Consider the following 12,613-nt stretch of genomic DNA (forward strand, 5'->3'; position numbering starts at 1 on the left):
TCAGCCGGTGCGCTTGCGGCGGGCCGCCCGGGCGCGGCGGGCGGCGTCGAACGCCACCAGTTTGCCGTCATTGGGCTGCGTCGGTCCGTTCAACACGGCGTTCACCGCCCGGCTCAGCTCGTTGAGCTTGTAGGGCTTGCGCAGGATCGGGAACTCGTCGCCCAGTCGTTCGGCGGCCTGGCTGTAGCCGGTGGCCAGCAGCACCGGCAGGCCGGGATGCTGCTCGCGCAGCCGCCGGGCGAGCGCGATGCCGTCCATCTCCCCGGCCATGACCACGTCGCTGAACACCAGGTCGGGCGGGTCGCCATCCTGCAGGGCCCCCAGCGCCGCGGCGGCGGCGCCGACCACCCGCACCTTATGCCCCAGCTGCTCCAGCAGGCCTGCGGCCACCTCGGCCACCTCCGGATTGTCCTCCACCACCAGGATGACGGCGCTGGTGACCTCCGCATCCGCGGCCTTCTCGACGGGCCGCGCCGCCTTCGGGGTGACGCGGGTGCGTGGCAGGTAAAGGGTGAAGCTGGTTCCGACGCCGAGCTCGCTCCTCACCGTCACCCGGCCGCCGGACTGCTGACCGAAGCCATAGACCTGGGAGAGGCCGAGCCCGGTGCCCTTGCTCACCTCCTTGGTGGTGAAGAAGGGATCGAACACCTTGGGCAGGATATCGGGCGGGATGCCGACGCCGGTGTCGCTCACGCTCACCGCCACGAAGTCGCCCGTCAGGTCCTGCTCGCCCGGGCCGCCGTCAAACGTGACGTTCTCGCCGACCATCGACAGCACGCCGCCGTCGGGCATGGCGTCGCGGGCGTTGACCGCCAGGTTGAGCAGCGCCAGCTCCAGCTCGCTCACGTCCACCTTCACCGGCCACAGCGCCGGGGACAGGTCGACCACCAGGTTGACGGTCGGCGGCAGGCTGGTGGACACCAGTTCCTTGAACCCGGCCATCCGCTCGGCCAGCGCGACCGAGACCGGCTGCAGCCGCTGCCGGCGGGCGAAGGACAGCAGGTGCCGCGTCAGGTCCTCGCCGCGGCGGGCCGACATCTCGATCGCGTCCAGCGCACGCTGGGCGCGCGGATCCTCGCCCACCCTGCGGCGCAGGAGCTGCGCCTGGCCGCTGACCACCATCAGGAGGTTGTTGAAATCGTGCGCCACGCCGCCGGTAAGCTGGCCGAGCGCCTCCATCTTCTGCGCCTGGGCGAGTTGTTCTTGCGCCCGCTGCAGGTCGAGCTGGGCGTTGCGCTTGTCGGTGACATCCCGGGTGATCTTGGCGAAGCCGATGAGCTTTCCGGTCTCGTCGCGGATGGCGTCGATCACCACGCTCGCCCAGAACAGCGTGCCGTCCTTGCGCACGCGCCAGCCCTCGCTCTCAAAGCGGCCCTGCTCGGTGGCGGTGCTCAGCGCCCTCAGCGGCACGCCGGCCGCCCGGTCGCCCTCGGTGTAGAACCGCGACATGTGCTGGCCGACGATCTCCTCGGCCGTGTAGCCCTTGATCTTCTGCGCCCCGGCGTTCCAGTTGGTGACGATGCCGTTGGGGTCGAGCATGAACAGGGCGTAGTCCACCACGCTGGAGACCAGCAGGCGGAACTGCCGCTCGCTCTGGGCTAGCGCGGTCTCCGCGGCCCGGCGCTCGCTGATGTCGCGGGTGATCTTGGCGAAGCCGATGTGGCGGCCGTCGTCGTCGCAGATCGCGTCGATCACCACCGACGCCCAGAAGCGGCTGCCGTCCTTGCGCATCCGCCAGCCTTCGCCTTCGAAGCGCTTCTCCCGCGTCGCGGTCGCCAGGGTCCGCGCGGGCAGGCCCGCCTGCCGGTCCTCCGGGGTGTAGAAGGTGCTGAAATGGCGGCCGATGATTTCCTGCGCCTGGTAGCCCTTGATGCGCTCGGCGCCCCGGTTCCAGTTGGTGACGGTGCCGTTCACGTCGAGCATGTAGATGGCGTAGTCGACCACGCCCTCGACCAGCAGGCGGAACTTGCGTTCGCTCTCCAGCAGCGCCTGCTGGGACTCCCGCTGCTGAGTCATGTCGCGGGTGACCTTGGCGAAGCCGAGGAACTCGCCGTCCTCGTTGCGCACCGGGTGCACCGTCGCCTGCGCCCAGAAGCGGCTGCCGTCCTTGCGCACGCGCCAGCCCTCGGCGTCGGCGCGGCCGTCCTGCAGGGCGGTGGCCAGCAGCTTCTCCGGCAGCCCGGCCCGACGGTCCTCGAGCGTGAAGAAGCGGCTGAACGGCTGGTCCCGGATCTCGTCCGCGGAATAGCCCTTCATCTGCGTGGCGGCGCGGTTCCAGCTGGTGACCCGGCCGTCGGGGTCGAGCATGTAGATGGCGTAGTCGCTGATCGATTCGAACAGCAACTGGAAGTTGGGGCTCCGGTCGGGAGGCTGGGTCATGGCTACCATTGTGGGGACGCCGCCGGCGGCCTCAAGCGGCAAATGTGGCGCAGGTTGAGCGTGATCACGAATGACCCCATCGAAGCTCTCTCAGCCCGCATTGACAGGCGGTTTGGCGGCCCCGAAGAATACCGGCGCTCGGTCGAAGGAGTGGTCGTGACAGCAGGCGTGCATCAGTTTCGTCCCCCCGACGATCCCACCGACGATGGTGGGGGAACGCCTTCACCATACGGTGGGTTCCCCAATGAGAGCGAAGATCTACCCTACCGTGTGGAGGTCTGGGACCCCGACGGCAGGTTCGTGGAGCAGGTGGTGGCCGTGAGCCTCAGCCCGGCGATCGGCTACGCCGCCTTCTACGCCGCCAGTCGCGAGTTTCCCGGGCGCGCCATCACCCTGCGCCACAAATCGGCCGTGCTCAGCCGGTGGAGCGGCCAGGCGCACTGAGCGCCCGGGCCGTAGCCGCATGAACAAGGTCGAGGACCAGTCCAACGTTATCGCCCTCGCCGCCGCGCCCGGGCCGGCGGGCCGCCTGCCCTATGCGATTGAACTCTGGAACCTGCCGCGCACGGCGCGCGAGCGGGTGATCGGCCGCGCCGCCAGCATCGTCCTGGCCCGCGCCATCTTCGCCGCAGCCCAAAGCGAACACCTCGGCCGCCGGATCATCCTGCGCCGCGGCACGGAGATCCTCGAGCAGAGCGACTGAGCGGCTGATCCCTTTGATCTGCTGAGCCGGCTCGCTACATTCGCCTCTCGGCGAGCAGGCCTGTTGCGCCCAGCCGATGGAGAGCCATGGATATCCCATCGCTGAGCGACGACGTCACCCTCGAGCAACTGCAGCTCGACGGGAGCGGTCCCGTATGGCTGCAGATCCGCCGGGCGCTCGCGCAGCCGATCCTGAACGGCAAATGGCGGCCGGGCGCCCGGATACCCGCGGAGCTCGATCTCAAGGAACACTTCCAGACCTCGCGGATGACCGTGAACAAGGCCATCCAGAGCCTCGCGGCCGAGGGGCTGCTGCAGCGCCGCCGAAAGATCGGCACGGTGGTTTCGGAACGCGCGCAGGAACGTCCCGTCTTCGAGATCTGGAACACCGCCGACGTGGTCGCCCGGGCGGGGGCGGAATACGGCTACCGCCTTCTCGAGCGCGAGGTCGTCAAGGACGACCAGGACAAGGCCGCGCTCCTCGACGTCAGCCGGTCGACCCGGCTTCTTTGGCTCCGCTGCGTCCACATGTCTGACGGCCGGCCCTTCCAGCTCGAAGAGCGGCTGGTGAACGTGGACGCCGCTCCGGGCATCACCTGCCATCCGCTGGAGACCGTCCCCCCGGGACCCTGGCTGCTCGCGCATGTGCCCTGGACCCAGGCGGAGCATACGATCATGGCCCGCGAAGCCGGCGAGGCCGAAGCCGACGCCCTGGCCGTGCCGCTGGGGTCCGCCTGCCTGGTGGTGGAGCGGCGGACCTGGAACGGGGACGTCCCCGTCACCCTCGCGCGGCTATGGCATCCGGGCGCCCAGCACCGTCTGGTCGGGCGGTTCGAGCCGGCGCGCTGACCGGCTACCGCGCCAGCTTGAGCGGCGACCCGATCCAGGCGCCGCCTTATGACTAGACAAATCCGCCGCGCATTCCAAAAATGGCCTCACGATGGGCAGGGTTCGAAGCCATGCACTGTGATCGCCTGTGGCGAAACGCGCGTCTCGCCACCCTGTCCCGCGCCTTGCCCGGCCTCGGCGAGGTGGACGACGGCGTGGTCGCCGCGCGGGCAGGGGTCATCGTCTACGCCGGGCCGAGCGCCGATGCGCCGCCGTTCGAGGCCGAGGCCGCCCATGACTGCGAGGGGCGCTGGATCACCCCGGGCCTGATCGACCCGCACACCCACCTGGTGTTCGGCGGCGACCGCGCCCACGAGTTCGAGCTGCGGCTGGCCGGCGCGAGCTACGAGGCGATCGCCCGGGCCGGGGGCGGCATCGTCTCCACCATGGCCGCGACCCGCGCCGCCTCGCAGGACGAGCTGGTCGACAGCGCCCTCCTCCGCCTCGACGCCCTGATCGCCGAGGGCGCGACGACGGTCGAGGTGAAGTCCGGCTATGGCCTGGCGCTGGAGCCGGAGCTCAAGTCGCTCCGCGCGGCCCGCCAGCTGGGCCGCCGCCGGCCGGTCACCATCCGCACGACCTTCCTCGGCGCCCACGCCCTGCCGCCCGAATTCGCCGGCGACCCCGACGGCTACATCCACCTCGTCTGCCGAGAGATGATCCCGGCCGTGGCGGCGGAGGGCCTGGCCGATGCGGTCGACGCCTTCTGCGAGGGGATCGGCTTCACCGCCGCCCAGACCCGCCGGGTGTTCGAGGCCGCCCGCGCCCACGGCCTGCCGGTCAAGCTGCACGCCGAGCAGCTTTCCAACCTGCACGGCGCGGCGCTGGCCGCCGAGTTCGGCGCACTGTCGGCCGACCATCTGGAGCACCTGGACGAGAGCGGCGTCGCGGCGATGGCTGCGGCCGGCACCGTCGCCACCTTGCTGCCCGGCGCCTTCTACTTCGTCCGCGAGACGCAGGCGCCGCCGATCGCCGCCCTGCGCGCGGCCGGGGTTCCCCTGGCGCTCGCCACCGACTGCAACCCGGGCACCTCGCCGCTCACGTCGCTGCTGCTGGTGATGAACATGGCGGCCACCCTGTTCCGGATGCCGGTGGAGGAATGCCTTGCGGGCGTGACGCGCGAGGCGGCCTGCGCCCTGGGCCTGGGCGCGCAGGCCGGGACCCTGGAGGCGGGCAAGCGCTGCGACCTGGCGATCTGGGACATCGAGCGGCCGGCGGAACTGGTCTATCGCATGGGCTTCAACCCGCTCCATGCGCGCGTATTCGGAGGCGTGGGATGATCAGGCTGACGCTGCGGCCCGGCGAGGTCGGACTGGCGGACTGGCGGGCGCTCTATCGCGGGGCGGAGGTCCGGCTGGATCCCGCGGCCCGGGCGGCCATCGCCGCGAGCGCGGCCGCGGTGGCGCGCATCCTGGCCAAGGGCGATCCGGTCTATGGCATCAACACCGGCTTCGGGAAGCTGGCGAGCGTGCGGATCGAGGCCTGCGACCTGGCGGCATTGCAGCGGAACATCGTGCTGTCGCATGCGGCGGGGGTGGGCGAGCCGACCCCCGTTCCGATCGTCCGGCTGATGCTCGGCCTGAAGCTGGCGAGCCTGGCCCAGGGCGCGTCCGGCGTGCAGCCGCAGACCATGGCGCTGCTGGAGGCCCTGCTGGCCAAGGGCATGACCCCGGTGATCCCCGCCCAGGGGTCGGTGGGGGCCTCCGGCGACCTCGCCCCCCTCGCCCATATGGCCGCGGCCCTGATCGGGATTGGCGAGATCTTCGTCGGCGCTCAGCGCAAGCCGGCGGCGCAGGCTCTCGCGGAGGCCGGACTGCAATCCCTTGTGCTGGGCTCGAAGGAAGGCCTCGCCCTGCTGAACGGCACGCAGTTCTCCACCGCCCACGCGCTGGCGGCGCTGTTCGAGGCGGAGGTCCTGTTCCGCTCGGCCCTGGTGACGGGCGCGCTCTCGACCGAGGCCGCCAAGGGCTCCGACACCCCCTTCGATCACCGCATCCATGTTCTGCGCCGCCAGCCCGGCCAGATCGAGGCCGCCGACGCGCTGCGCGGCCTGATGGCCGGATCGGCGATCCGCGCTTCGCACCTGCAAGGCGATGCCCGGGTGCAGGACCCCTACTGCCTGCGCTGCCAGCCGCAGGTGATGGGCGCGGCCCTCGACGTCCTGCGCCAGGCGGCGGCGACCCTGGCCTTCGAGGCCAATGGCGTGTCGGACAATCCGCTGATCTTCCCGGACACCGACGAGGCGCTCTCCGGCGGCAACTTCCACGCCGAGCCGGTGGCCTTCGCCGCCGACATGATCGCGCTGGCGGTCTGCGAGATCGGCTCGCTCGCCGAGCGGCGGATCGCCATGCTGGTGGACCCGGCGCTGTCGGGCCTGCCGGCCTTCCTGACGCCGAAGCCCGGCCTCAACTCCGGCTTCATGATCCCGCAGGTCACCGCAGCCGCCCTGGTCTCGGAGAACAAGCAGAAGGCCTATCCGGCCAGCGTCGATTCGATCCCGACCTCGGCCAACCAGGAAGACCACGTCTCCATGGCCGCGCACGGCGCGCGCCGGTTGCTCGGCATGGTCGAGAACGCCACCGCCGTGATCGGCATCGAGCTGCTGGCGGCGGCGCAGGGCTGCGACTTCCACGCGCCGCTCACCTCCAGCCCGCCGCTGGAGGCGGTGCGCGCCCTGGTCCGCAGCCGGGTGCCGCACCTCACCGACGACCGCCACTTCCATCCGGACATCGCCGCGGCCTTGGACATGGTGCGGTCCGGAGCGGTGGCGCAGATCGCGGGCGGCGCCGCGCTGCCGGGGGTCGTCGAATGAGCCCCGCCTGGCTGGAGGTCCGTCGCGGCGAAGCCCCCCTGGTCGTGAGCTTCCCCCACACCGGAAGCGACCTGCCGCCGGATCTCGAACGCGCCTACGTCTCGCCCTGGCTCGCCCGCAAGGACACCGACTGGTGGATCGACCGGCTCTACGACTTCGCCACCGACCTGGGCGCCACGACCGTGCGCACGCGGATCTCGCGCAGCGTCATCGACGTGAACCGCGACCCGTCGGGCGCCTCGCTCTACCCCGGCCAGGCCACCACCGAACTGTGCCCGCTCACCACCTTCGACGGCGAGACGCTCTATCGCGGCGCGGCCCCGGACGTGGCGGAGATCTCCAGGCGCCGGGCGGCCTATTTCGAGCCCTACCACGCTGCCCTGGATGCCGAGCTTGCGCGCCTGCGGGCGCGCCACGGCAAGGTCGTGCTGTATGAGGCCCACTCGATCCGCTCGGTGATCCCGCGCCTGTTCGAGGGCGAGCTGCCGAACTTCAATCTGGGCACGAATGCCGGCGCCAGCTGCGGCCCGGCGCTGACGGCGCGGGTGGAAGCCGCCTGCGACGCAAGCCCCTTCAGCCGGGTGACGGACGGGCGCTTCAAGGGCGGCTGGACCACGCGGCGCTATGGCCGGCCGGAAACGGGGACGCACGCCATCCAGATGGAGCTGGCCTGCCGCGGCTACATGGATGAGCCGCCGGGTTTGCCCGCCCCGAACGCCTGGCCGCCCGCGTATTCCGCAACCCGCGCTGCGCCGATGCGCGCGGCCCTCATTGATGTCCTGAAGGCCTGTGTCGCCTTCGCCGAAGCCTGAGTCCCGATGACCCGCATCGATAACACTCGCACCATCCGCGCCGCCACCGGCACGCAGCTTTCGGCGAAGAGCTGGCTCACCGAAGCGCCGCTGCGGATGCTGATGAACAACCTGCATCCCGATGTCGCCGAGCGGCCGGAGGAGCTGGTGGTCTACGGCGGCATCGGCCGCGCGGCCCGCGACTGGGAGAGCTTCGACAAGATCGTCGAGACCCTGCGCCGGCTGGAGGACGACGAGACGCTGCTGGTGCAATCCGGCAAGCCGGTGGGCGTGTTCCGCACCCATGCCGACGCGCCGCGGGTGCTGATCGCCAACTCCAACCTGGTGCCGCGCTGGGCGACCTGGGAACACTTCAACGAGCTCGATCGCAAGGGCCTGGCCATGTACGGCCAGATGACCGCCGGCTCGTGGATCTACATCGGCGCCCAGGGCATCGTTCAGGGCACCTACGAGACCTTCGTGGAGATGGGCCGCCAGCATTATGGCGGCGACCTCTCCGGCCGCTGGCTGCTGACCGCGGGCCTCGGCGGCATGGGCGGCGCCCAGCCGCTGGCGGCGGTGATGGCCGGCGCCTCGTGCCTGGCCATCGAGTGCCAGCCCTCGCGGATCGAGATGCGCCTGCGGACCGGCTATCTCGACCGCGCCACCGAGAGCCTCGACGAGGCGCTGGAGATCGTCGCGAGGTCCTGCCGCGACAGGACCCCGGTGTCCGTCGGCCTCCTGGGTAACGCGGCGGAGCTGCTGCCCGCCCTCTACGCCCGCGGCGTGCGGCCCGACCTCTTGACCGACCAGACCTCCGCCCACGATCCGATCAATGGCTATCTTCCCAGGGGCTGGAGCCTGGAGCGCTGGGCGGCCATGCGCGCGCAGGATCCGACCCAGGTCGAGGCCGCCGCCCGCGAGTCGATGGCCGAGCACGTCCAGGCCATGCTGGACTTCCAGGCGGCCGGCGTCCCGACCGTCGACTACGGCAACAACATCCGGCAGATGGCCAAGGAAGCCGGCGTCGCCAACGCCTTCGATTTCCCGGGCTTCGTGCCGGCCTATATCCGTCCGCTGTTCTGCCGCGGGATCGGCCCGTTCCGCTGGGTGGCGCTGTCCGGCGATCCGGAAGACATCGCCCGCACCGACGCCAAGGTGAAGGAGCTGATCCCCGACAACCCGCACCTGCACAACTGGCTGGACATGGCCGCCCGCAAGATCCGGTTCCAGGGCCTGCCGGCGCGGATCTGCTGGGTGGGCCTGGGCGACCGGCATCGGCTGGGACTGGCGTTCAACGCCATGGTCGCTTCGGGCGAGCTGAAGGCGCCCATCGTCATCGGCCGCGACCACCTGGACTCCGGCTCGGTGGCGTCCCCCAACCGGGAGACCGAGGCCATGCGCGACGGCTCCGACGCGGTGTCCGACTGGCCGCTCCTCAACGCCCTTCTGAACACCGCCTCGGGCGCCACCTGGGTCTCGCTGCACCATGGCGGCGGGGTTGGCATGGGCTTTTCGCAGCATGCGGGCATGGTGATCGTCTGCGACGGCACGGAGGCGGCGGCCAGGCGGATCGCCCGGGTCCTGTGGAACGATCCGGCCAGCGGCGTGATGCGGCACGCCGACGCCGGCTACGACATCGCCCTGCAGGTGGCGCGGGACAAGGGCCTGGACCTGCCGGGCATCCTCGGATGACGCTGACCGTCCTCGCGGCGGCCGATCGCCAGGCCGCGCCCTGGAAGAATGGCGGCGGCGTCACCCGGGAGATCGCCGTCTACCCGCCCGGGGCGGACCTGGAGACGTTCGAGTGGCGGGCGAGCACGGCCCTCGTGGCGGCTGACGGGCCGTTCTCGTTCTTCGGAGGCGTCGAGCGCACGCTGGCGGTCCTGGAGGGCGACGGCCTGGAGCTACGGATCGACGGCGCCTCGCCCGTGCGCCTCGGCCCGGACCACGATCCGATCACCTTCCCGGGCGACGTCGCCGCGGCCGCCAGCCTGGTCGGCGGGCCGGTGACGGACCTCAACATCATGACCCGGCGCGGCGCCTGGTCGGCCCGCCTGCAGCGCCGAACCCTCGGCGCGGCGGCCCAGCTGGCCGCCAAGACCGACGCGTGCCTGATCCTGCTGCTGGACGCCTGCGAGGTCGCCGCCGCGCGGTCGGCTCGCCAGCTCGCCCCCGGCGACGCCCTGCTCCTGGCCCACGGCGACCGGATCGACCTGGCGCCCAGGCACGCGGCGGCCCGCATCCTCGTCGTCGAGCTGTTGCGATCGCGACGGGCCGCTCCGCCCCTCGCCGAGCAGGCGGAGCAATGAGCGGCTGGTACGGGCGGCCGGGGTCGAACCGGCACGAGCCTCGCGGCCCTACGGATTTTCATACCACTTCGGCTTTCGCCGCCGCCCCTTGAGCCAGGGCGTTCGTGGTCTGGACTATCCCTTCGCCATCGCCCGAAGGCCTAAGGCGCCGCCCGTCTAGTCTCTACACCTTCCCCGGAAGACCCTCCCAGGGCTTGGCTCGGGATCGCCATTTCACAGGGTTCCCCGAGTTTGAGCGGTTCTACGTCCGGGGTTTCCCCCAGCGCACTCAAGGCCGAAGCCCAAGTCCGTTGCGTCTACCAATTTCGCCACGCCCGCGCAGCCCGTTCGGCTTGCCACAGCCGTGGGGGAACCGTCTACCGTTGATCAGGCGTGCTACACACGGCCCAGTCTTAGGGGCGCAGCTTTGAGCGAGACGGCGGACTTCGGGACCTGGGACTATGTGATCGCCGGCGCGGGCTCCGCCGGTTGCCTGCTGGCCAACCGCCTCTCGGCCGACCCGGGCAACCGGGTGCTGCTGCTGGAGGCGGGCGGCGCGGACTCCTGGATCTGGTTCCACATCCCGGTCGGCTACCTGTTCGCCATCGGCAATCCGCGCGCCGACTGGATGTTCACCACCGAGGCGGAGGCCGGCCTCGGCGGGCGCGCGCTCGCCTATCCGCGCGGCAAGGTGATCGGCGGCTCCTCGGCGATCAACGCCATGATCTACATGCGCGGCCAGGCCGCCGACTACGACGGCTGGCGCCAGCTCGGCCTGGCCGGCTGGAGCTGGGACGAGGTGCTGCCCTACTTCCTGCGCCACGAGGACCATGTGTCGCCGTCCGGGGAGCACCACCGCGCCGGCGGCGAGTGGCGGGTGGAGCATCCGCGGGTGCGCTGGGAGATCCTCGACGCCATCCGTGACGCCGGCGAGGCCGCCGGGATCGCCAAGGTCGAGGACTTCAACAGCGGCGACAACGCGGGCTCGTCCTACTTCCAGGTCAACCAGCGCGCCGGCCGACGCTGGAGCGCGGCCACCGCCTTCCTCAAGCCGGTCCTCAATCGCCCGAACCTGCGCCTGGAGACCGGCGTCGAGGCGGAACGCGTCACCTTCGAGGGCCGCCGCGCCACCGGCCTGGTGTTCAGCCGCGGCGGCGAGCGCTTCCACGCCCGCGCCGAAGCCGAGGTGATCCTCGCCGCCGGCGCCGTCGGCTCGCCGAAGATCCTGCAGCTGTCCGGGGTCGGCGACGCCGCCGCCCTGGCCCCGCTCGGCGTTCCGGTCGTCCACGACCTGCCCGGCGTCGGCGCCAACCTGCAGGACCACCTGCAGCTGCGGCCGGTCTACAAGGTCTCGGACGTGCGCACGCTCAACACCGAGTACGCCAACCTCTTCAAGCGCGCGTTCATGGGCCTGGAATATGCGCTGCGCCGCACCGGGCCGCTGACCATGGCGCCCTCGCAGCTCGGCATGTTCGCCCGCTCCGGGCCGGAGTACGCCACCCCCAACCTGCAGTTCCACTTCCAGCCCCTGTCGCTCGACAAGTGGGGCGAGGGCATGCACCCGTTCGGCGCCTTCACCGCAAGCGTCTGCAACCTGCGCCCCACCAGCCGCGGCCGCGTGGGACTCGCCAGCCCAGACCCCGCCGCGCCGCCGGTGATCGCGCCCAACTACCTGTCGACCGACGCCGACCGCCGCGTCGCCGTCGAAGCGCTGCGCCTGGCGCGCCGCATCGTCGGCCAGGCGCCGCTGGCGAGATATCATCCACAGGAGTTCCGGCCGGGCGCGGAGCTCACCTCCGACGCCGAGCTTGCCGCGGCGGCGGCCGCGCTCGCCACCACCATCTTCCACCCGGTCGGCACGGCCGCCATGGGCGCGGACGACGATGCCCTGGCGGTGCTGGATGCGCGCCTGCGGGTGCGCGGCCTCGCCGGCCTGCGGGTTATCGACGCCTCGGCCATGCCGCGCATCACCTCCGGCAACACCAACTCGCCGACCCTGATGATCGCCGAGAAGGGCGCCGCCATGGTGCTGGAGGACGGCCGCGAGCCCTGCGCCCATCGGTCCCAATAGGCGCCCATCTACGGTCAAGCTAAGCCTTGGCCAACACAGGCGGCGGTTGGGGGGACACCATGCCGGCAGTGATCGTGGGCAAGCGGCTGGGCCGCCGACCCTTCGCCTTGGGCCGGCGCCTGAACCGCTGGTTCTGGCGCAACCGGCCGCAGATCGCGATGATCGTCACCTTCGTGGTCGCCTGCGTGCTGGGCCTGATCGCCGCCGACCTCGGACGGCACGACCTGACCGGCAAGCCCTGAACCCGCAGCCGGCCTCCAGAATCGCCGTAAACCGCTCCGACGGCTTCGGAGCGTTTCCATGAAACGGCTGGTCTTCGACCTCGACGGCACCCTGACCCACGACGACCCGTCGGCGGACTACGCTGCGCGGCGGCCCAACGCCGCCATGGTCGAGAAGCTGCGCGCCTACCGCGACCAGGGCTTCGAGATCGTCATCGCCTCGTCGCGCAACATGCGCACCTACGGGGGCCAGATCGGCAAGATCAACGCCAACACCCTGCCGGTCATCCTCGACTGGCTGGCCCGCCACGACATCCCCTACGACGAGATCCACGTCGGCAAGCCGTGGTGCGGGACGCAGGGCTTCTACGTCGACGACAAGGCGATCCGGCCCTCCGAATTCCTCGCCCTGAGTTTCGAGGAGATCCACGCCCTCCTCGCCCGCGAGGCCTGAGCGC

General features: G+C 71.2%; 12 protein-coding genes. 11 read left to right on the forward strand and 1 reads right to left on the reverse strand.

Going from position 1 to position 12,613, the window contains the following annotated elements:
• Window positions 1-2,379 (reverse strand): PAS domain S-box protein, encoded by a 2,379-nt coding sequence (locus DJ021_RS00905; RefSeq protein ID WP_165837073.1) that lies wholly within the window; start codon window positions 2,377-2,379, stop codon window positions 1-3.
• A 270-nt stretch (window positions 2,380-2,649) separates the two neighbouring features.
• On the opposite strand from DJ021_RS00905, the gene DJ021_RS19145 reads away from it, so the two are divergent.
• The 11 genes from DJ021_RS19145 to DJ021_RS00960 all read left to right on the forward strand — a co-directional run bounded on the left by DJ021_RS19145 (window position 2,650) and on the right by DJ021_RS00960 (window position 12,609).
• Entirely contained in the window at window positions 2,650-2,823 is a 174-nt protein-coding gene (locus tag DJ021_RS19145; protein WP_243625873.1) for a hypothetical protein, read from the forward strand.
• 19 nt (window positions 2,824-2,842) lie between these two features.
• Window positions 2,843-3,082, forward strand: coding sequence for a hypothetical protein (locus DJ021_RS00915; RefSeq protein ID WP_111455729.1), 240 nt, complete (start codon window positions 2,843-2,845; stop codon window positions 3,080-3,082).
• An 86-nt stretch (window positions 3,083-3,168) separates the two neighbouring features.
• A complete protein-coding gene (locus tag DJ021_RS00920) occupies window positions 3,169-3,930 on the forward strand; it encodes a UTRA domain-containing protein (protein WP_111455730.1) in 762 nt (253 codons plus the stop codon).
• Between the two features lie 110 nt (window positions 3,931-4,040).
• Window positions 4,041-5,249 carry an imidazolonepropionase gene (gene hutI / locus DJ021_RS00925; RefSeq protein ID WP_111455731.1) on the forward strand — a complete coding sequence of 403 codons (1,209 nt, stop codon included), beginning with the start codon at window positions 4,041-4,043 and terminating at the stop codon, window positions 5,247-5,249.
• Window positions 5,246-6,781: a histidine ammonia-lyase gene (gene hutH / locus DJ021_RS00930; protein ID WP_111455732.1), complete on the forward strand. Its 1,536-nt coding sequence runs from the start codon at window positions 5,246-5,248 to the stop codon at window positions 6,779-6,781. The genes hutI and hutH overlap by 4 nt, the downstream gene beginning before the upstream one ends.
• A complete protein-coding gene (gene hutG, locus DJ021_RS00935; RefSeq protein ID WP_111455733.1) occupies window positions 6,778-7,593 on the forward strand; it encodes an N-formylglutamate deformylase in 816 nt (271 codons plus the stop codon). Before hutH ends, hutG begins: the two co-directional genes overlap by 4 nt.
• A 6-nt stretch (window positions 7,594-7,599) precedes the next feature.
• The gene (hutU, locus tag DJ021_RS00940) at window positions 7,600-9,267 is read left to right on the forward strand and encodes a urocanate hydratase (protein ID WP_111455734.1); all 1,668 of its coding nucleotides are present in this window, start codon (window positions 7,600-7,602) and stop codon (window positions 9,265-9,267) included.
• A complete protein-coding gene (locus tag DJ021_RS00945; RefSeq protein WP_111455735.1) occupies window positions 9,264-9,884 on the forward strand; it encodes a HutD/Ves family protein in 621 nt (206 codons plus the stop codon). The genes hutU and DJ021_RS00945 overlap by 4 nt, the downstream gene beginning before the upstream one ends.
• Before the next feature lie 406 nt (window positions 9,885-10,290).
• Complete coding sequence (locus tag DJ021_RS00950) at window positions 10,291-11,934, forward strand: GMC family oxidoreductase (RefSeq protein WP_111455736.1); 1,644 nt, start codon at window positions 10,291-10,293, stop codon at window positions 11,932-11,934.
• A gap of 59 nt (window positions 11,935-11,993) precedes the next feature.
• Entirely contained in the window at window positions 11,994-12,176 is a 183-nt protein-coding gene (locus DJ021_RS00955; RefSeq protein ID WP_111455737.1) for a hypothetical protein, read from the forward strand.
• Window positions 12,177-12,234: 58 nt separating this feature from the next.
• Window positions 12,235-12,609, forward strand: a complete 375-nt coding sequence (locus DJ021_RS00960; RefSeq protein ID WP_111455738.1) for an HAD-IIIC family phosphatase — start codon at window positions 12,235-12,237, stop codon at window positions 12,607-12,609.
• Window positions 12,610-12,613 lie beyond the last annotated feature (4 nt).

Origin of the sequence: Phenylobacterium hankyongense (assembly GCF_003254505.1) — a bacterium.
GTDB lineage: Bacteria > Pseudomonadota > Alphaproteobacteria > Caulobacterales > Caulobacteraceae > Phenylobacterium > Phenylobacterium hankyongense.

Bases quoted from the DNA above. Each gene is read 5' to 3' on its own strand.
- hutH (WP_111455732.1), top strand. From the start codon at position 5,246: ATGATCAGGCTGACGCTGCGGCCCGGCGAGGTCGGACTGGCGGACTGG.
- DJ021_RS00960 (WP_111455738.1), top strand. From the start codon at position 12,235: ATGAAACGGCTGGTCTTCGACCTCGACGGCACCCTGACCCACGACGAC.
- DJ021_RS00955 (WP_111455737.1), top strand. From the start codon at position 11,994: ATGCCGGCAGTGATCGTGGGCAAGCGGCTGGGCCGCCGACCCTTCGCC.
- DJ021_RS00945 (WP_111455735.1), top strand. From the start codon at position 9,264: ATGACGCTGACCGTCCTCGCGGCGGCCGATCGCCAGGCCGCGCCCTGG.
- hutG (WP_111455733.1), top strand. From the start codon at position 6,778: ATGAGCCCCGCCTGGCTGGAGGTCCGTCGCGGCGAAGCCCCCCTGGTC.
- DJ021_RS00915 (WP_111455729.1), top strand. From the start codon at position 2,843: ATGAACAAGGTCGAGGACCAGTCCAACGTTATCGCCCTCGCCGCCGCG.
- hutU (WP_111455734.1), top strand. From the start codon at position 7,600: ATGACCCGCATCGATAACACTCGCACCATCCGCGCCGCCACCGGCACG.
- DJ021_RS00920 (WP_111455730.1), top strand. From the start codon at position 3,169: ATGGATATCCCATCGCTGAGCGACGACGTCACCCTCGAGCAACTGCAG.
- hutI (WP_111455731.1), top strand. From the start codon at position 4,041: ATGCACTGTGATCGCCTGTGGCGAAACGCGCGTCTCGCCACCCTGTCC.
- DJ021_RS00905 (WP_165837073.1), bottom strand. From the start codon at position 2,379: ATGACCCAGCCTCCCGACCGGAGCCCCAACTTCCAGTTGCTGTTCGAA.